The sequence below is a fragment of the Stenotrophomonas sp. YJH_SMC_53 genome, from assembly GCF_059369995.1.
The window spans coordinates 14247-33067 of the sequence record NZ_JCAFTF010000007.1 but is presented as its reverse complement, the minus strand read 5'-3'; the positions used below and the strand labels follow the sequence as shown (position 1 = coordinate 33067).

The 18821-nt window shown below is 67.2% G+C and carries 10 protein-coding genes and 1 riboswitch; of the genes, 5 read left to right on the top strand and 5 right to left on the bottom strand.

The genetic code is table 11. The annotated features are described in order from the left end of the window. Positions 1 to 2 precede the first annotated feature (2 nt). Positions 3 to 1430, bottom strand: a complete 1428-nt coding sequence (locus AC5P7X_RS12480) for a DcaP family trimeric outer membrane transporter (protein WP_053498792.1) — start codon at positions 1428 to 1430, stop codon at positions 3 to 5. Positions 1431 to 1675: 245 nt separating this feature from the next. Here AC5P7X_RS12480 and acs point away from each other — a divergent pair, with 245 nt between their 5' ends. The 3 genes from acs to AC5P7X_RS12465 all read left to right on the top strand — a co-directional run bounded on the left by acs (position 1676) and on the right by AC5P7X_RS12465 (position 5300). Beyond that, positions 1676 to 3619, top strand: coding sequence for an acetate--CoA ligase (acs, locus tag AC5P7X_RS12475; protein WP_495214913.1), 1944 nt, complete (start codon positions 1676 to 1678; stop codon positions 3617 to 3619). A gap of 80 nt (positions 3620 to 3699) precedes the next feature. After that, positions 3700 to 4365: a response regulator transcription factor gene (locus AC5P7X_RS12470; RefSeq protein ID WP_005420420.1), complete on the top strand. Its 666-nt coding sequence runs from the start codon at positions 3700 to 3702 to the stop codon at positions 4363 to 4365. Positions 4366 to 4546: 181 nt separating this feature from the next. Beyond that, a riboswitch (yybP-ykoY riboswitch) is annotated at positions 4547 to 4636 on the top strand. An 88-nt stretch (positions 4637 to 4724) separates the two neighbouring features. Then, positions 4725 to 5300 (top strand): manganese efflux pump MntP, encoded by a 576-nt coding sequence (locus AC5P7X_RS12465; protein ID WP_005420421.1) that lies wholly within the window; start codon positions 4725 to 4727, stop codon positions 5298 to 5300. Between the two features lie 79 nt (positions 5301 to 5379). On the opposite strand, the gene AC5P7X_RS12460 is transcribed toward AC5P7X_RS12465, so the two are convergent. Both AC5P7X_RS12460 and AC5P7X_RS12455 read right to left on the bottom strand, forming a co-directional pair. Next, positions 5380 to 8826, bottom strand: a complete 3447-nt coding sequence (locus AC5P7X_RS12460) for a hybrid sensor histidine kinase/response regulator (protein WP_171957740.1) — start codon at positions 8824 to 8826, stop codon at positions 5380 to 5382. A 135-nt stretch (positions 8827 to 8961) separates the two neighbouring features. Further along, positions 8962 to 11109 carry a S46 family peptidase gene (locus AC5P7X_RS12455; protein ID WP_346607692.1) on the bottom strand — a complete coding sequence of 716 codons (2148 nt, stop codon included), beginning with the start codon at positions 11107 to 11109 and terminating at the stop codon, positions 8962 to 8964. Positions 11110 to 11231: 122 nt separating this feature from the next. Here AC5P7X_RS12455 and AC5P7X_RS12450 point away from each other — a divergent pair, with 122 nt between their 5' ends. Next, a complete protein-coding gene (locus AC5P7X_RS12450) occupies positions 11232 to 12008 on the top strand; it encodes a hypothetical protein (protein WP_053498780.1) in 777 nt (258 codons plus the stop codon). After that, complete coding sequence (locus AC5P7X_RS12445) at positions 12005 to 13105, top strand: hypothetical protein (protein ID WP_053498777.1); 1101 nt, start codon at positions 12005 to 12007, stop codon at positions 13103 to 13105. Before AC5P7X_RS12450 ends, AC5P7X_RS12445 begins: the two co-directional genes overlap by 4 nt. A gap of 51 nt (positions 13106 to 13156) precedes the next feature. Here AC5P7X_RS12445 and AC5P7X_RS12440 read toward each other — a convergent pair whose 3' ends face one another. Next, on the bottom strand, positions 13157 to 17014 hold the full coding sequence (locus AC5P7X_RS12440) for a translocation/assembly module TamB domain-containing protein (protein WP_495214911.1): 3858 nt from the start codon (positions 17012 to 17014) through the stop codon (positions 13157 to 13159). Next, the gene (locus tag AC5P7X_RS12435; RefSeq protein WP_032954656.1) at positions 17011 to 18807 is read right to left on the bottom strand and encodes an autotransporter assembly complex protein TamA; all 1797 of its coding nucleotides are present in this window, start codon (positions 18805 to 18807) and stop codon (positions 17011 to 17013) included. Before AC5P7X_RS12435 ends, AC5P7X_RS12440 begins: the two co-directional genes overlap by 4 nt. Positions 18808 to 18821 lie beyond the last annotated feature (14 nt).

Here is an 18821-nt window from a genome sequence, read left to right as displayed (position 1 = left end):
TCTTAGAAGCTGTACTTCGTAGTGAACTGCAACCGGGTGATGTCACCCTTGTTGCCGTTCTCCACTTCGCGACGGCCATACATCAGCTCGGCGCCGATATCGACCTTGGGCAGCGGCGAATAGAAGATGTTGCCGCGGATGCTCTGCACGCTCTTGGTCACCAGCGGGCCGAGGATGCTGTCGTTGTCGTAGTCGCTGCGCGCGTAGATCAGGTTGGTGCGCAGCTTCGGCGAGAACGCATGCCGCCAGCCGACATAGCCGGCCAGCACGCCGGTCGGGTTGAGTTCGTCGCGGGCCACGTCATAGGCACTGTCGGCAGTGATGCCCAGGCCGATGTAGCGGGCGATGCCTTCGCCACCGGTCAGCTGGTAATGCAGCGAATCGCTGTCACCCATCACCCACTTGCCGCCCAGGGTCAGGCCGCCGGCCACCTTGTCGGCCTTCGCGCCGGTCGCCTGGTTGTCGACCTTCAACTGGCGGACGATGCCGCCGACACCGAAGGTGCCCCAGTCGCCCTTCCAGCCATAGCGCAGGGTCAGGTCGGGCAGGCTGCCACGGTCGGAGTTGGCGCTGGCGTTGGTCCAGGCGCCGGTGACCGGGTTGCGGGTGCCGGTGAGGGTGGTGGTTTCCGGGTTTTCCAGCGCGACGCTGAAGCCGCCCTGGGTGTAGCGCACCTGGGCCTGGCGCACGAAGATCACGCCGTCGGTGGGGCCGACGAAGTCGACCGCTTCCGGCAGTGCGGCAGCGTCCATGAAGTTGGACCAGGTCTGGCCGGCCAGCCAGTTGTTCCAGTACATGTAGGCGTGGCGCAGGGTCACGCCGTAGGTATTGGTGGCAGTCTGGTTGCCCAGCGAGTTGCCGAAGAAGTCCATCTCGAAGAACGCACCGGCCTTGTTGCCCGATTCGCTGACGTTGTCGATGCCCAGGTTGAAGCGCGAGAACTTGGCATGGGCGTTGAAATCGGTGCCCGAGCGCTTGCCGCTGCCGCCGGCGCCTTCCACCGGGGTCTGGCCCGGGAGGTACAGCGAACGGCCGGTGGCGTCGTCGGCCAGCTGGCCATCGCTGGTCTGGGTGGCCAGGAAGTCGGCCTTGATGAAGCCGCCGATCTTGACCGTGGTGCCCGGTGCCGCGCCCGGGGTGATGGTGGTGACCTGGATCGGCTGCTTGCCGGCCGGCACCTGTGCAACCGGCTTCTGCTCGGCCTGCACCGTGCGCACTTCGGTTACCGCCTGCTGGGTCTGGCTGATCTGGGTCTGTTGTTGTTGCTGCGAAGACAGCAGCAGCTGGACCTGGCGTTCCAGTTCGGCAACGCGTGCTTCCAGTGCCTTCTCTTTGGCGGTCTCTGCGAACGCCATGCCCGGTGCGACCAGGGCGACCAGCAGGCAGGCCGCCAAAGGTGTGCGCACGGCTTTCAACGTACGGTGGCTCATGTTGCCCTCTCTCCCAAGTGGCAAGGTGATGCCGCGCGTGGGGCACGGTCGAGCCGAGACTGCGGGGCGATTATGTATAGCGGCTATTCGCCATTGGTCGAACCCGGCCCTGCAGAGCGCTCACTTTCGACCATGGTCTAACCAGGGTGGTGACGCGGCCGGGGGTGGATGGGGCAAACTGAGGGGGATCGGTCGTTGCGATGCTGCGACCGCACATACAAAGTCAACGTGCAAGTGAGGGTGCCATGGCTGATATCTACCCCGTCGATCCGCAGTTCGCCGCCAAGGCACGCATCGACAAGAAGACCTATGAACAGCAGTACCAGGCGTCGGTGACCGACCCGGATGGATTCTGGGGCAAGGCCGCCGAGCGCCTGCAATGGATGCGCAAGCCGACGAAGATCAAGAACGTCAGCTACGACCTGTCCGACTTCCACATCAAGTGGTTCGAGGATGGCGAGCTCAATGCCAGCGTGAACTGCCTGGATCGCCAGCTCGAGACGCGCGGCGACAGGACCGCCCTGCTGTTCGAGCCGGACGGCCCGGATGCACCGGCCCAGCACGTGACCTATCGCGAACTGTATGAGCGCACCTGCCGCCTCGGCAATGCGCTGCGCAACCTTGGGGTCAAGAAAGGCGACCGCGTCACCATCTACCTGCCGATGATCGTCGACGCCGCAGTAGCCATGCTGGCCTGCGCGCGCATCGGTGCGATCCACTCGGTGGTGTTCGGTGGCTTCGCGCCGAACTCGATCGCCGACCGCGTCAGCGACTGCCAGAGCAAGCTGATCATCACCGCCGACGAAGGCTTGCGCGGTGGCCGCAGGATTCCGCTGAAGGCCAACGTCGATGCCGCGCTGAAGCTGCCGGGCACGAACACGGTTGAAACCGTGCTGGTGGTGCGCCACACCGGCGGCGCGGTGGACATGCAGGCCCCGCGCGACCGCTGGTTCCACGATGTGGTGGACAGCCAGCCGTCCACCTGCGAGCCGGAACGCATGAACGCGGAAGACCCGCTGTTCATCCTCTACACCTCCGGCTCCACCGGCAAGCCGAAGGGCGTGCTGCACACCACCGGCGGCTATCTGCTGTATGCGGCCTACACCCATGAAGCGGTGTTCGACCTGCGCGAGGACGATATCTACTGGTGCACTGCCGACGTCGGCTGGGTCACCGGCCACAGCTACATCGTGTACGGGCCACTGGCCAACGGTGCGACCTCGCTGATGTTCGAAGGCGTGCCGAACTATCCGGACACCTCGCGCTTCTGGAACGTCATCGACAAGCACAAGGTGAGCATCTTCTACACCGCCCCGACCGCCATCCGTGCGCTGATGCGCGAAGGCGAGGAGCCGGTGAAGAAGACCTCGCGCGCGTCGCTGCGCCTGCTCGGCAGCGTCGGCGAGCCGATCAATCCGGAAGCCTGGCGCTGGTACTACGAAGTGGTCGGCGACAGCCGCTGCCCGATCGTCGATACCTGGTGGCAGACCGAAACCGGCGGCATCCTGATCTCGCCGCTGGCCGGCGCGATGGACCTCAAGCCGGGGTCGGCCACCCTGCCCTTCTTCGGCGTGCAGCCGGCGCTGGTCAATGCCGATGGCGAGATCCAGGACGGCCCGACCGAGGGCAACCTGATCATCCGTGACTCCTGGCCGGGCCAGATGCGCACGGTGTACGGCGACCACCAGCGCTTCATCGATACCTACTTCCGCACCTACCCGGGCAGCTACTTCACCGGTGACGGTTGCCGCCGCGACGAAGACGGCTATTACTGGATCACCGGCCGCGTCGACGACGTGATCAATGTGTCCGGCCATCGCATCGGCACCGCCGAAGTGGAAAGCGCGCTGGTCTCGCATCCGAAGGTGGCCGAAGCGGCAGTCGTGGGCTTCCCGCACGACGTCAAGGGCCAGGGCATCTACGCCTACGTCACCCTGGTGGCCGAAGAGGCCCCGAGCGATGAACTGCACAAGGAGCTGATCGCCTGGGTGCGCAAGGAGATCGGGCCGATCGCCACACCGGACCACCTGCAGTGGGCACCGGGCCTGCCGAAGACCCGCTCGGGCAAGATCATGCGCCGCATCCTGCGCAAGATTGCCGAAAACGCGCCGGACCAGCTCGGCGACACCTCGACTCTGGCCGATCCGTCGGTGGTGGCGTCGCTGGTGGACGAGCGCAAGGTGCGCTGATGCAGAACCCGGGGTCGGATCCCTTTCCACCAGGAAACGGCTCTGACCCCATCTGGTTTCCCCCACGGTTCCCCCCGACCATGACCACCCTCCTGATTGCCGATGACCACCCGCTGTTCCGCGAAGCCCTGCGTGGAGCCGTGCAGCGGGTCATCCCCGGCGTGCAGCTGTTCGAGGCCGACAGCGTGGAAGCGCTGTACGCGCTGGCCGACCAGCACAACGACGCCGACCTGGTCCTGATGGATCTCAACATGCCCGGTGCGCAGGGCTTCAACGCACTGGTGCACATGCGCTCACTGCACCCCCAGCTGCCAGTGGTGGTGGTGTCCGCGCGCGAAGAAGCCACGGTGATGCGCCGCGCGCTCGACCACGGTGCGCTGGGCTTCATCCCGAAGTCTGCGGATTCGGACACCATCGGCCATGCGCTGGGCACCATCCTCGATGGCGAGACCTGGGCACCGCCGGAAGCGCACAACGTGCCGCCCACCGGCAGCGAAGAACGCGAAGTCGGCCAGCGCCTGCGCGAGCTGACCCCGCAGCAGTTCCGTGTCCTGCAGATGCTCGGCGCTGGCCGCTTGAACAAGCAGATCGCCTACGACCTCAACGTCTCCGAAGCGACGATCAAGGCCCACGTCACCGCCATCCTGCGCAAGCTCGGCGTGACCAACCGCACCCAGGCCGTGCTGATGGCCGGCAAGCTGGCCATCGACGACGACGCCATCGTGCTGCCGCCCGAAGAAGACTGACGGTAGTGCCGGCCGCTGGCCGGCATTCGCCTGGAACGTCTGAAACCGCCCTGGTAGGTGCCAAGCTTGCTTGGCACGCCTTTGCTTGGCCCGTGTTATAGCCATCGCTATACAAACCAGCCCTGCCTGCGCGTTTGTCTGTAAATGCGCCACGCGCGAATCGCGATGCTAAGCTTCGCGTCCCCTTGGGGAGTAGCCGGATTCCTTCGCAGGAATCGTCCACGTCAACATACTCGGCCAGTGCGCCGTGGCGTGGACAACCATGATGGTTGGCGAGACCAGCGGCCCGCGCGCGCAACGTCAGGTTGGGCGCGAGCGCGAGCCGTGCGTCCGCCCTTGCCCGACCTCAGCCGCTGTCCATGTCCCCCATTTCGATCCTCCTGATCGGCTTTGCCATGTCCACCGATGCCTTTGCCGCCGCAATCGGCAAGGGTGCGGCCATGCGCAAGCCGGTGTTCCGCGATGCACTGCGTGCCGGCATCATCTTCGGCGTCATCGAGGCGATCACGCCGATCATCGGCTGGCTGCTCGGCCGCGCCGCGCTGCAGTACGTCGAAGCCTTCGACCACTGGATCGCGTTCGGCCTGCTCGGTGCGCTGGGCATCCACATGATCTACAACGGCCTGCGCCCGGACAGCGCCGAGGATGACGAGGATCCCTCGCAGCACCACGGCTTCTGGAAGCTGGCGCTGACCGGGTTCGCCACCAGCATCGACGCGATGGCGGTGGGTATCGGCCTGGCCTTCATGGACGTGCATATCGGCGTGATGGCCGCGGTCATCGGCCTGTGCACACTGACCATGGTGACCGCCGGCATCATGCTCGGCCGCGTGCTGGGCAGCATGGTCGGCAAGCGTGCGGAGATCATCGGTGGCGTGATCCTGGTGATCATCGGCGCGACCATCCTGTACGAACACCTGCACGGCGTGGGGTAACGCATCGGAAGCGAGCGATTGCGTGGTTGCCGGCCAGCGGCCGGCACTACCTGGCATCGCATCCACGCATGGCGTGGATCTATTGCGCATCCCGCAGCGCGCCCAGGAAGGCGCGCAGCGAGGCCGGCTTGATCGGCTTGGTCAGCACGCGGTAGCCGCGTTCGCGCGCCATCCGCTTCAACTCGTCGCGACCATCGGCGGTCAGCAGCGCACCGGGCAACGGGTAGCCCGCAGCCTCGCGAAGTGCCACCAGCGCATCCAGGCCATCCATGCGGTCGTGCAGGTGGTAGTCCACCAGCATCACCTGCGGGCGCTCGGCGATCTTCTCCAGCGCCTGGTCGACGGTGGCGGCGGTGATCACCTGCACCTGCCAGCGGCCAAGCAATGCACGCATGCCGTCGAGGATTTCCTCGTCGTTGTCCACGCACAGCACCCGCAGGCCCGCCAGCGAATCGCTGCGCACCGGTGTGGCCACAGCCTGGGTCGCCTTGGCAGGCTCGGTGTAGCCGGGCAAGGGCGCAACCCGCGGCAGGATGATCGAGAACATCGAGCCACTGCCAACGCGGCTGCGTGCATTGAGGCGATGGTCGAGCAGGCGCGAGATGCGCTGGCAGATCGACAGGCCCAGGCCCAACCCCTGCTCGCCCCAGTCGAACGGCTGCTGGTAGCGGTGGAACTCGTCGAAGATCTGCCGCATGTGGTGTTCGGGAATGCCAGGGCCGGTATCCCACACCTGCAGTTCCACCTCGTCGCCGCGCTGGCGCACGGCCAGTACGATGCGCCCCTGGCGTGTGTAGCGCAGCGCATTGGCCAGGAAGTTCTGCAGTACGCGGCGCAGCAGGCGGCGATCACTGCGTACCCACGCCGGGCGCGCGAACAGGTCCAGGCGCAGGCCACGACCGGCGGCGACCGGCGTGTACTGCGCCGCCAGTTCGCGCATCAACGCACTCACATCGAACTCGCCGATCACCGGGTGCAGGCCACCGGCATCCAGCCGCGACACGTCCAGCAGGCCATCCAGCAGTTCTTCGGCCGCGCGCAGCGACGCGTCCACGCGCTCGGCCAGATGCTTCTGCTCGTCGCTGACGTGATCACTGTCGCGCAGTGCCGAAGCGAACAGGCGCGCGGCGTTCAGTGGCTGCAGCACGTCGTGGCTGATCGCCGCCAGGAAGCGCGTCTTCGACTGCTGCGCAACCTCGGCCTCATGCGAGCGCTCGGCCACGCGCTGTTCCAGCGTCTCGTTGGCTTCAAGCAGCGCCCTTTCAGCGTGCTTGTAGTCGGTGATGTCGTTGTAGCTGGTCACGTAACCGCCGCCGGGCAGCGCCTGGCCACGCATCTCGATCACCTTGCCGTCGCTGCGGGTGCGCTCGAACACGTGCGGCGAGCCGGCGCGCATGTAACCGATGCGGCGGTTGATCTGCACTTCGATATCGCCCTCGCCCAGCTCGCCGCGCTCGGCGTTGTAGCGGATCAGGTCGGCCACCGGGCGGCCCACGTAGAGCATGCCGTCAGGGTAACCGAACATGTCCTGGTAGCGGCGGTTCCACGCGGTCAGGCGCATGTCCGGATCGACCACGCTGACCCCGGCGCTGATGTTCTCCAGCGTGGTCGACAGGATCTCGCGGTTGAAGCGCAGTTCCTGCCCGGCTTCGTCCAGCACCGCCACCACTTCCCCCAGGTCCATGCCCGAGCCACGCAGCAGGCTGGTCAGCAGCAGGCGCGCCGATGCCGCACCGATCGAGGCGGCCAGCAGGCGCTCGGTGAACTGCACCCACGGCCGGTCAGCCGGTGCCGAGGATTGCAGCTCACGGCCCAGCGACTGCGCCTGCTCGAAGAACGAACGCCGTGCATGGCGTTCGCCGACCACGCGCGAAGCCAGCGCCAGCAGGTCGCCCACATGCACATGCCCGGGCCAGCCGCCGGCCACCGACGGGCGCTCGGCATACGGGTCGAGGAACGGTGCCGCACGCAGGCGCTCGTCGACGCCGGGCCGCCAGCGTGCGGACACCAGCATCATCGTGGCCGCATTGACCAGCAGCGACCAGAACGTGCCGTGGGTCAGCGGGTCCCAGCCGGACATGCCGAACAGCTGCTGCGGACGCAGCCACTCGATGCCGAACGGGCCGTGCTGTACCCAGGCGGCGTCGACCCAGCCGGCCATGGTCATCGCCGGCAGCAGCAGGGTGTACAGCCAGGTGGCAAAGCCCAGCAGCATGCCCACTTCGACGCCGCGCCGGCTGGCACCGCGCCAGTACAGGCCGCCGATCAGGCCGGGCGCGAATTGCGCCACCGCTGCGAACGCCATCAGGCCGTACGAGGCCAGCGTGCTGTCGTTGCTGCTGGTGCGGTAGTAGCTGTAGGCCATCAGCGCCAGCAGCAGGATCGCCAGGCGGCGGATCCACAACACGCGCGAGGCGACGTCAGCGGCTTCCTGGTGGTCACCGCTCCGACGCAGCAGTACCGGCATCACCAGATCATTGCTGACCATGGTCGCCAGCGCGATGGACGAGACGATGACCATGCCGGTGGCCGCCGAGAAGCCGCCCACGTAGGCGATCAGCGCCAGCGCATTGCGGCCTTCGGCCAACGGCAGCGCCAGCACCATCGAGTCGTCGGCGACGCTGCCGCCGGTGCCGAACAGGGTCACGCCGGCGGTGGCGATCGGCAGCACCATGCCCGAGATCAGCACCAGGTAACCGCCGAACATCCAGCGCGCGCGGCGCACGTCGCGCACGTCACCGCACTCGACCACGGCCACGTGGAACTGGCGCGGCAGGCAGATGATGGCGAGGAAACTGAGCAGGGTCTGCGAGATGAAGCCGACCGGCGGCAGGCCGGTGAACAGCGTATGCACCGACTCGACCACCGCGTCGGTGCGGTTGCTCAGCCACAGGTAGGCGAACACGCCCACCGCCAGCATCGCCAGCAGCTTGATCACCGATTCAAAGGCAATCGCCAGCATCATGCCGTGGTGGTGCTCGGTGGCATCGACCTGGCGGGTACCGAACAGGGTGGCGAACAGCGCCATCAGCAATGCCACGTACAGCGCCGGGTCGGTGAAGAACCCGGTCGGGCCGGTGTTGCCGGTCAGCACCTGCAGGCTCATCGCCACCGCTTTGTACTGCAACGCCAGGTACGGAATGATGCCGATCAGCGCGATGATCGCCACCAGCGCCGCCAGCCGCCGCGAGCGACCGAAGCGCGAGGAGATGAAATCGGCGATGGAGACCACGTTCTGGCTGCGTGCGATCAGCGCCAGGCGCTCGATGATGCGCCAGCCGAACAACAGCAGCAGCAGCGGGCCGATGTAGATCGGCAGGTAGCCCACGCCATTGCGCACGGCAGTGCCGACCGCGCCGTAGAAGGTCCACGACGAGCAGTACACCGCCAGCGCCAGGCTGTAGACGACCGGCCGCAGCCACGGCCGGTCGGGGTACATCGGCCGACGGTCGCCCCACCACGCCACGCCGAACAGCAGCGCGGCATAGGCAACCGAGACCAGCAGCAGGACCCAACTGGAGACCACGCGTGTGTTTCCGTCGGAGGAACCCGCAGTGTAGGCCAGGCGCGGCCGGGTGTACGGGCTCGTTGGGGGCAACCGCCCCCACCAGTGTGGGGGCTTACGCGGTGCGGGCCACGACCGTGGGTCGTGGCCGGCTTCTTACTGGGCCGGCACGCCCATTTCCTTCAGCAGTTCCGGCGCCGGGTAGACCTTGGCCAGCAGCCAGCGCAGGTAGCGCATGTCCACGTGCACGGCACGCTTGTAGCGCGGGTCGAACCACCAGCTGGCGCTGACCGACTCCCAGTTGCTGTCAAAGTTCAGGCCGATCAGTTCGCCCTTGGCATTGAGCACCGGCGAGCCGGAGTTGCCGCCGGTGGTGTCCAGGTTGGTCAGGAAGTTGACCGTCTGGGTCTTCAGTGCCGGATCGGCGGTGCTGCCGAAGTCACCCTTGGCGATCGCTGCCAGCAGCGGCTCGGGTGCGTCGAACGGATAGGCATTGGTGTTCTTCTCGACGATGCCGGCCACGGTGGTCACCGGCGAGTAGGTCACGCCATCGCGCGGGTGCAGTGCCTCGACCTTGCCGTAGCTGATGCGCAGGGTGCGGTTGGCATCCGGGTACACGGCGCGGCCCTGCTTGGCACGCCAGGCGAACAGCGCCTGCATGTAGGCCGGGCGCAGGCGCAGCTGCTCGCCCTCGCGGGTCTTGCTTTCGTTCTCGATGCGCAGCTGCGCGGCCACCAGCGGGCCGGCCACGGCGATCAGCGGATCGGCGGCCAGGGGCTTGCCTTCGCGCGCAGCCGCGAAGCGCGACAGGCGCTGCGCCTCGTCACCCAGCTGGGTGCCGGCGTACAGGGTGTCCAGTGCCTTGGCCAGCTGCTGCGGGGTACGGCCGAAGGCGGCGTCGAACTCGGCCACGCGCTGCGCGTCCGGCAGCTGCTGGTAACGGGTCAGCAGGGTGGTCAGCAGGGCCTTCTCGACCTCCGGCGCGTAGCGGCGCTGGACCTGCTTGAGCACGCCTTCGATCATCGCCTGGTCGCGCTGCTGGTAACCGCTCTCGCGCTGCGCGTCCGGTTTGGCCGATTCGATGCGCAGGCGCTCCAGCAGCAGCGCCGAGCGCAGCAACTGGCTCTGTGCGGCCATCTGGTCCAGCAGCAGGTCACGCTCGCCCACCGCCGCGCCCTGTGACAGGTTGGCCAGCAGCGCCTTGATGTCGCTCTGGTACCTGCGGTCGGTGGCGGCCAGCATCGCGGTCTCGTCGGCGGCACGCTGGGCCTTGGCGTCGCTGCGCAGCAGACCTTCCAGCTCACCGGCGGCGCGCTTGCGGTTGTTCTTCAGCGACTGCAGCTGCGAAGCGTAACGGGTACGTGCCTGCGCGTCCTTGGCAGTTGCCGCCTCGATGGTGTCGATCATCTGCTGGAACACCGAAACGCGGCGCGGCAGCACGGTGTCGATCTGGCCGGCGAATTCTGCCGCGGTACGGTGGCGGTAGGTGATGCCCGGATAACCGGCCAGCATCGCGTAGTCGCCCTCCTTCGGGCCCTCCACCGACATCTGCAGATGTGCCGGCGGCTGGTAGGGCACGTTGTCCTTGCTGTAGGCGGCCGGCTTGCCGTCCTTGCCCACATAGGCGCGCAGCAGGGTGAAGTCGCCGGTGTGGCGCGGCCACATGAAATTGTCGATCTCATCGCCATAGTTGCCGATCGCACGCGGCGGCGCGTACACCAGGCGCACGTCGCTGAGTTCCAGCTGGGCGATGCGGTAGAAGTCGGTGCCGTAGTACATGTTGGCCACCGAGCAGCGCACACTGCCATCCTTCTCGCACTCGGCCACGATCTGCTTGCTGGCGGCATCGACGGCATCGAAGTAGGCACGGCCGGTCTTGCCGCGGGCCTGCGCCAGCACCTGGTCGGTCACCTTGTCGAAGCCGACGGTGACCAGCACGCGGAAGTCCGGGTTGGCCGGGCGCTCATCGGCACGGTCCCTGGCGATGAAGCCACCGTTGATCAGGTCGTGCTCTGGGGAGCTGTTGTACTGGATCACGCCCATCGCCACGTGGTGATTGGTCAGCAGCAGGCCGTCGCTGGACACGAACGAGCCGGTGCCGCCGCCAGCGCGCACCACCGCGCTCAGCGGCGGCGCGGTGACATTGGCCAGGTCGGCCGGATTACCCTTGAAGCCAGCGGCCTGCAGCGGCTTGGCCAGGTCCGGCAGCTGGGTCGGCATCCACATGCCTTCATCGGCATGGGCACCCGCGGCGAGGGTCAGGCCCAGGGCCAGGGCGGTGGGAAGGGCTTTGCGTGGTGACATGAGGCAATCCGGTACGACAGAACAGCCCGGGACCATAGCCGCTGGGGCCGCATGGGGCAACGGCCGATGGTTGGGGGCACCGATGCTGGCTAGAATCAGGCACGGATACTAGGGAAGGACCGATGATCGCAGGAATCGATCTGGGCACCACGCATTCGACAGGGCTATCTGCCGCCGAGGCGCTTGCCGACCGCATCGTCCGCAACGGTCAGCAACGCGATCCGGCAGACTTCGCAGCCTGGCTGCAGCAGTCCCCGGAACTGCAGCCCCCCGCGGATGCTGGCGCGGTGAACCTGGCAACCTGGCAACGGCTGATGAAGGGCACTACGCCGTTCCCGCAAGCGAACTTCGAGCAGCTGGCCGACCGCTTCCAGTGGTATGACCGGGACAGTAGCCGCGAGTGCTACGACATGGCCGCCCTCGGCCACAGCATGCACCTGTGCTGGTTGCTGGTGCCAGGCAACGAGACCGCGCTCGCCCGTTACATGCATCTTGAGAATGCGCCGGTTTCGGTGGTGCAGGCCCGCACCCGTGTCGCCCGGCTCAGTGGCCCCTGGCACCCACTGCGCGCGCGCATCCAGGCGCTGTCCGCGCGCACGCGGCACGAAATGCGTGAAACGCTGCATTACCTTGTCGGCGTGCCTGTGATGGCGCACGTGGCGCTCCCACCGCCATTGCAGCGCAGGCAGGTCATGTTCTGGGCGGCCGCATGCGACGCCCTGCACCATTCCGTGCCGTCACGCAGACGCTTCACGCGGCGAACGGTCGCTTTGGCACTGCTTCTGACGTGCGCCCTGCTGGCCGCCATCGCAATCCTCCGCGGGGCATTTTCCAGCTCCCCCGGCAATGCAGACAGTGATCGTTCAAGCCTGCAGCCCCCACACGAGGCAAACCCATGAGCAACTGGATGGACCTGCTGGAGCGCGCCAAATCCACCGACCCGCAACCTTTCGCGGTGTACCTGCAGGGCCTGCGCAGCCAGTGGTCCCTGGACGAGCGCGCTGAAGCCAGTGCTAGGGTGCTGCAGGCGCTGCGCGCGCGGCAGGCGCCCATGAACCTGTCCGAAGCCGCGGCGCTTTACCAGGCCTTCGGCTGGGACGACGCGGGCTGCGGCCTGGCACCAGGCGAACTGCGCGAGCTGGCCGAACACGCCTGGCAGGACTGGCTGCAACTGCCCGCGCAGACCGATCTGCTGGCCCAGCAGATGGAGGCGCGTGGCGGACGCTGGACCAGCCACGATGACGCTGCCAGCCGCCTTCAGCAGCTGCGCGAACCGCGTTCGCACCTGCGCAACCTGATGTCCGCGCTGCCGCTGCGCGTGCCGCGCCAGGCCGCAGCGTTGATGGACGTACTGGGCTGCCAGGAGGACCGCCCTCTGCCGCCCGGCATTGATGCGGGCCAAGCCCGCTTCTGGGCCGGCGCCAGCGATGTCACCCGCCTCACCGCGGCACAGTTGTCATTGCTGCGTGCACTGCTGGCAAGCGTGGCGCTGACGTTGATGGCCTTCATCGCGTTGGCCACCACCCAGATCGCCAACACGCTGCTGCCCTACCAGTCGGAAGAGCAGCGCAGGGCGATCGTGCTGGGCACGGCAGCGCTGGCGCCACTGCTCGGCACGCTGCTGGCCATTGGCCTGCGTCATCTGTTCGTCTGGCAGAGCGCCCCTGAAGACCCGTCCGTGCCGCCTTCCCGGCTGCGTTGGCTGGCCCTGCCGGTCGCCTGCGCAGCCATCGCAGTGGTCGGTACCGCCGTCTACCTGTGGGTGCCCTCGCCTTCGCTGTGGTTGGCACCGCTGTGCTGGCTGCTGGCCTGGACCGTGCTGGCCACGGCATGGATCCGCTACCAGCTGCGCCGGGGCAAGCCCGTCCGCATGGAATTGCCAGTGTCATTCCTGGTGATGCTGTCCGTGCTCAGCGTGCTGCCGGCGCTTCTGGGTGCGCTGCTGCTGTGGAGCATGGACCTGTCCGGGCACCGCCAGCGGCTGCGCCGCAGCTGAAGAAGCCAGGGGTCGGACCCTTTCAACGAAAGGGCGCCGCCCCCGACCCGGTCATTTCTCCCGCCGCCAGTTGATCGAACCACGGTTTTCCACCGTGCTCGATTCCACTTCCACATCAAACCCGCGGCGCAGCAGGTACTTCAGCGTGATCACCGAACCGGCGCCCACCAGCGACACGCCGTAACCCACGTAAAGCTTGGGCGAGATGTACTTGCCGACGCCGATCACCGAACCACCCAGCGCGCGCGACTGGCTCACGCCTGCATCATCCAGGCCCAGCTTGGCACCCAGCTGCGAGGCGAGCAGGCCACTGCCAGCCGAGAGCGCCGCCGAGGCCGCGTTGACCTGCTGCGCCTGGTCGCTGCTGGCGCCGGTCAGGCTGCGTCCCAGCACCAGATAGGCCAGTGCCTCGGACTGCGACATCGCCGGATCGGACCACACGTCGGCACGGGGTTGCTGGGCACGCCCGGTCACGTCGATGCCGGCGGTGACATCACCGATGCGGCGCTCGGCGCGGATGTTGATGCGCGGGTCGGACACCGCGTTGTAGTTCCAGTTGAGGTTGCCACGGGTGATGGTCAGGTCCTGCCCATACGCCTTGTAGCGGCCGCTCACTTCCAGGCCGCCATTGGCGGTCATTTCGCGGCCGGGCTTGGCCCAGACCTGCATCTTGCCGGTCAGCGCGCCCTTCAGGCCGAACCCGGTCATCTTCACCTTGTCGCCCAGGCTGACCGTCAGGTCCATGTCCAGCGGCGAGGTGCGCGACTCTTCCGGATCGGCCGGGTCGAGCACCACCACGTCTTCGGACACCGAGGTGCCGCGGTCCAAGCGTTCCAGATCGATGTCGGCCTCGGGCACGTGCACGGTGCCGCGCAGCTCCATCGCCGCCTTGGCCAGGGTGAAGTCGAGGTTGGGGTTGGCGACGATGCGCAGTTCGCTGGTGTTGGACAGCAGCACGTTCTCGCCATGGATCTTCAGCTGCAGCGGCTGCGCATCGCCGAACCACGACAGGCCACCGTCCACGTACAGCGTGCCCTGGCCCGAGTTGGCCTGCGCGGTGATCTTGGCCGAACCATCGGGCTGGGCCACGAAGCTGCCCTTGCCCTGGTCGAAGGTCAGGCCGAGCGCCGGGAATTCACCCTTGAAGTTGCTCAGCTGTGCGTCACCGCCCAGCGACGGCTGGCCTCGCGTCCCGCGCAGGCTGACGTGGCCTTCGATCAGGCCGGTCGGTCGCACGATGTCCGGCGAGAACAGCTCCAGCCAGTACAGCCGCGACATGTTGAGGTAGAGCTCACCATTAAGCGGCGCACTGGCTTCCCAGCCGGTCTGCATCTTGGCGTCGACGAAGCCATTGCCCTGGAAGCCCATGCCCAGGTAGCCCTTGATGCTGGCCGGGGTCATGTCGAGCTTCAGCGAGAACTGGTCATAGCGCACCAGCTCGCCGCGGGTGGTATCGCCCACGGTGTTGCGGTTCTCGCCCAGGCGGACGCCGCCTTCCTTCGAGCGCACCTCCACATGGCCTTCCCAGGCGTTGCCGCGCGGGCGGATGTGCGCGTCCAGGCTGACATCGCCGCGAAGGTAGATGCGGCGCCCGGACTGCGGCGGCAACCACGGCTGCACCAGCGCCAGCGGCAGCGCGTCGCTGCGCACCACCAGGCCTTCGCGCGGCCAGTTGGCCTGTGCGCACAGCGCGCCGCTGCTCGCGGCGGCCAGGCAGGCTTCGGACAGGGTGTAGGTGCTGCCGTTGATCGCGAACGCCGCCGGTGCACGCAGCGCCCAGGCATCGCCCTTCACCGGTGCGATGCGCAGCGACGCCAGTTCGCCACGCCACTGCGTGCCCTGCTGGCGCACGCTACCCTGCAGCTCGACCGCACCCATCTCGTTGCGGGTCTGCGCGGCCAGGCGCAGGTTGGACACACTGCCCTGTGCGTCGATGTTCAGCCGCTCCAGCAGCATGCCCGCGTTGACCTGCTGGCCCTGCACGGCCAGCGTGCCGCTGTCGCCGCGCCACGGCAGGCGGCCCTTGATGCTCACGCTCTCGGCACCGTAGCCATCCCAGTTGAGGTTGTTGCCGACCAGGTCAGCGGTGATGTCCGGCGCATCGCGCGGGCCCTTCACCTGTACCTGGCCACGCAGGCCACCGTCGGCGCCCGGCAGCAGGTCGCTCAACTGCAGCGGCTCGAAACGCGCATCGATGTCGAGGCGGTCGCCGACCTTGCCCGACGCGGTCACCCGGCTGCTGCCCAGCGACAGCTTCAGGTCACCCTGGCCCTGCGCGCCCTGCAGTGCGAACTTGCCCTGTGCGTCGAGATTGCGCTGGCGCAGGATGCCCTTCAGCGAGGGCAGGTCCACCGTGGCTTCCAGCGTACCCGAGGTGCCCGGTGCGGCATTGGCCGGCGGCGGCACCTGGCGGCCCTTGGAGGCCAGGTTGCCGGACAGGCGGCCGTTCCAGCCCGGCACGAAATAGCCGGGGTCGAAGTCCTTCAGCGTGGCCTTGGCGTCCCAGTCCAGCTGCGGTGCCCACGCCACCTGGCCTTCCACCTGCAGCTGGCCACCCGGGGTCTGCGCCTGCAGCTGGTGGATCGACGCGGCCTGATCGTTGCCGCGCACGTCGAAGCGCAACTGCGCCTTCTGTGCATCACGCTCCACCTCGGCGCGGCCGATCGCGGCCCAGGCCTTCAACGTGCCAGCCAGGCCAAAGCGTGCTTCCTTCAGGGTCACCGGCACCGGTGCGCTGCCGGCGGTGTTCGGATCGGGCGTCGGCACATAGGTCAGGTCCCGCGCGACCACCGAGAAGTTGAGCTTCTGCTGGTCTTCCTGGCTGAAATCGGCGGTGCCCTCCAGGCGGGCTTCGCCACCGAGGCCCTTCAGCAGCAGCGGCGAGACCTTCAGTACCTGGTCCTGCAATGACACCATGGACGGTGCAAGTTCCAGTTCCTGCTCGCCCTGCTTCACCCTGCCACGCAGGTTGGCATTGCCGCCCTTGCCAGCAGCGGTGAAATCCAGCGACAACGGCGTGATCGCCGAGCTCGCCAAGGCCGGCGACAGCAACGCCAGATCCAGCTCGTCGCTGCGCACGCTGGCGTTCCACGTCGGGTCGGTGCGGCCATCGAACACCAGCATCGCGTGCAGCGGCTTCGGTGCACGCCCGGCCACCGCCACTTCCATGTGCGACAGGTCACCGCGGGCGACCAGGCCGACGGTAGCGGCTGTGCGCCCACGCGGTGCCGGCAACACCGCCGTCACCGTCACGTCGGTGTCGTAGTCCTTGGCCGGGATGTAACGGCCCTGGGCGGTGAAGTTGCCCATGTCACTGTCCACCACCAGCTTGTGCGCCTGGAACTCGCCGTTGGCGATCTCGATGCCGCCGCGCACGCGGCTGATGTCGATCACCGGTTCGTTGGCCTGGCTGATGCGGAAGCCATCGATGGCGATGGCATCGGCCTGGATCGCCAGCGGCATTTCGATCTGCGGTAGCGAATCGGGCCACGACGGCAGCTTGAACGGCTCATCGCTCTTGGCCAGGTTCAACGTCGCGTTGGTCAGCTCCAGCTTGTCCAGCAGCAGCTTGCGGCCCAACAGCGGGCGCAGGTCCGGCTCCAGGTGGGCACGCTCGGCGTGGAAATGGATGTCGTCATAGCGGAAGTCGACGTTGTACAGGGTCAGCGGTCCGGCCACCGGGCCCTCCACCTTGTCCCAGGTGAAGCTGGCACCCATCGGCAGCCGCGCCACCACCTGGGCCAGCAGTACGTCACGGCCGGCCACGGTCTGCAGCAGCCAGTACACCGCCAGCAGGGCCAGCAGCACCAGGCCGATCACGCCGGCGCCGGACCATGCCCAGAAGCGGCGACGGCGATAGAAGCGCACGCGTGGCGGCGGGGTGTTCGGGGTCGGTGCGGACGCGCTCACAGGTCCGCTCCGATGTTCAGGTACAGCTGGAACTGCGAATCCGGGTTGTTCAGGCCGTGCGCCACGTCGATGCGCACCGGGCCCACCGGCGATTTCCAGCGTACGCCGAAGCCGACGCCGGTATGCAGGTCGATGGTGTTGTCGAAGGCACTGCCGGTATCGACGAACACTGCCGCACCCCAGGGGCCACCGTTGAAGTAGTGCTCGTACTCGGCCGAGCCGATCACCAGGTTCTTGGCACCCAGCGCGTACTTGTCCGGCTTCGGCGTACGCGGGCCGACCTCACGGTAGGCGTAGCCGCGGATGCTGCGGTCACCACCGGCGAAGTAGCGCAGGCTCGGCGGCATCGCCACCAGATCGCTGGTCCAGGTGGTGCCGCCCTCGCCGCGCAGGATCAGGCGATTGCTTTCACCCACCGGGATGTACCAGCGCAACACGGCGTTGGCCTGCACGAAGCTGGTATCCGAACCGGCGCCTTCCACGCCGGCACGCACCGTTGCAGCGCCGCTGATGCCCTTGCGCGGGAACATCTCGTCGTCGACGTTGACGTAGTCGGCAACCATCTGCGGGTACACCAGCGTCGAGGTGTTGTAGACCGCGTCGGTGAATTCGGTGCCGGAGGCATAGCGCCAGCGCTCGCGCAGCGCGTTGATCGAGGCGATCGCGGTCCAGTGTTCGTTGATCTCGCCGCTGCGGCTGGCGATCAGCTTGAAGTTGCGCAGGTCGATGTAGTCGGTCTGCTCGTCATACGCGCTGGCAGCGAAGGTGTACCAGCCATCAAGCCAGTTGAAGGCCGGAATGCGGTAACTGGTGACCAGGCTCTTGCGCTTCTGCGCATAGTCCAGCTGCGTGTTCATCTTGTGGCCGCGGTTGTTCAGGAACCGCCGCTCGATGCCACCGCGCACACCCGGGCCGCTCTCGCTGCCGTAGCTCAGGCCTGCGGTGTAGATGGTGCGCTTGGCCCGGGTCAGCTTCACGTCCACCGGCACTTCGCCGTTCTCGTCGGCCTGGTCCGGGCGCGGCTGGATGTCGATCACGCTGAAGTAGTCCAGCTTGGTCAGCGACTCGCGCAGCCGGTCCAGCTTGCCCTCGTGGTAGTAGCTGCCCTGGTCCCAGTACACCAGTGGATCGAACAGCTTGTCGACGAAGTAATCCTGCTCGAAGCGCACCGGGCCCATGTTGTAGCGGCGGCCGCTGTCCCAGGTCAGGTCGATGTCGGCGGCGTTGTCGGCGCGGGTGATCTGCACCTGGCGCTGGGTGTAGTCGGCATCGAAGTAGCCGCGCTCGGCCAGGCGCCGGGTGATGGTGATCTTGCTGGCTTCGTACTGGGTGTGCTCGAAGCGCTGGCCCTTGCGGGGCTTGAAGGCGGCCAGGTCGTCCTGCAGGTACTGGTCGTACATCGCCGGGCCGGTGATGTCGATGTGCTCGCGGCGCACGGTCACCGGGGCGCCCTTGTCGACATGGATCAGCACGCGCACGTGCTCGTCCTCACGCGGCGCCTCGACCTTGATCACCGGGTTGTAGTAGCCGAACGGCTCCAGCGCCTGGCGGGTCTGCCGCTCGGCCTGCGACAGCAGGTACTCCAGGCGCGATTCGCCCTGCTCCTTGCCGATCGTGTCGTACAGCGACAGCGATTCCTGGATGTTCTCGATGATTGCGGCGTCGTCGCCCTTGTCCAATCCCTTGATGTCCACCTTGTCGATGGTGCCGCGCGCATGGACCACGGAAGTGGCGGCCAGCGACAGGACCATCAGCGGCAGGGCGTATTTCTTTGGCTGCATGCGGCACAGCATACCGACCGGAGGTG

What these genes read in the sequence shown, in the direction of transcription:
- AC5P7X_RS12435 (WP_032954656.1), bottom strand. Translation starts at nt 18,807, where the DNA reads ATGCTGTGCCGCATGCAGCCAAAGAAATACGCCCTGCCGCTGATGGTC.
- AC5P7X_RS12450 (WP_053498780.1), top strand. Translation starts at nt 11,232, where the DNA reads ATGATCGCAGGAATCGATCTGGGCACCACGCATTCGACAGGGCTATCT.
- AC5P7X_RS12470 (WP_005420420.1), top strand. Translation starts at nt 3,700, where the DNA reads ATGACCACCCTCCTGATTGCCGATGACCACCCGCTGTTCCGCGAAGCC.
- acs (WP_495214913.1), top strand. Translation starts at nt 1,676, where the DNA reads ATGGCTGATATCTACCCCGTCGATCCGCAGTTCGCCGCCAAGGCACGC.
- AC5P7X_RS12455 (WP_346607692.1), bottom strand. Translation starts at nt 11,109, where the DNA reads ATGTCACCACGCAAAGCCCTTCCCACCGCCCTGGCCCTGGGCCTGACC.
- AC5P7X_RS12465 (WP_005420421.1), top strand. Translation starts at nt 4,725, where the DNA reads ATGTCCCCCATTTCGATCCTCCTGATCGGCTTTGCCATGTCCACCGAT.
- AC5P7X_RS12445 (WP_053498777.1), top strand. Translation starts at nt 12,005, where the DNA reads ATGAGCAACTGGATGGACCTGCTGGAGCGCGCCAAATCCACCGACCCG.
- AC5P7X_RS12480 (WP_053498792.1), bottom strand. Translation starts at nt 1,430, where the DNA reads ATGAGCCACCGTACGTTGAAAGCCGTGCGCACACCTTTGGCGGCCTGC.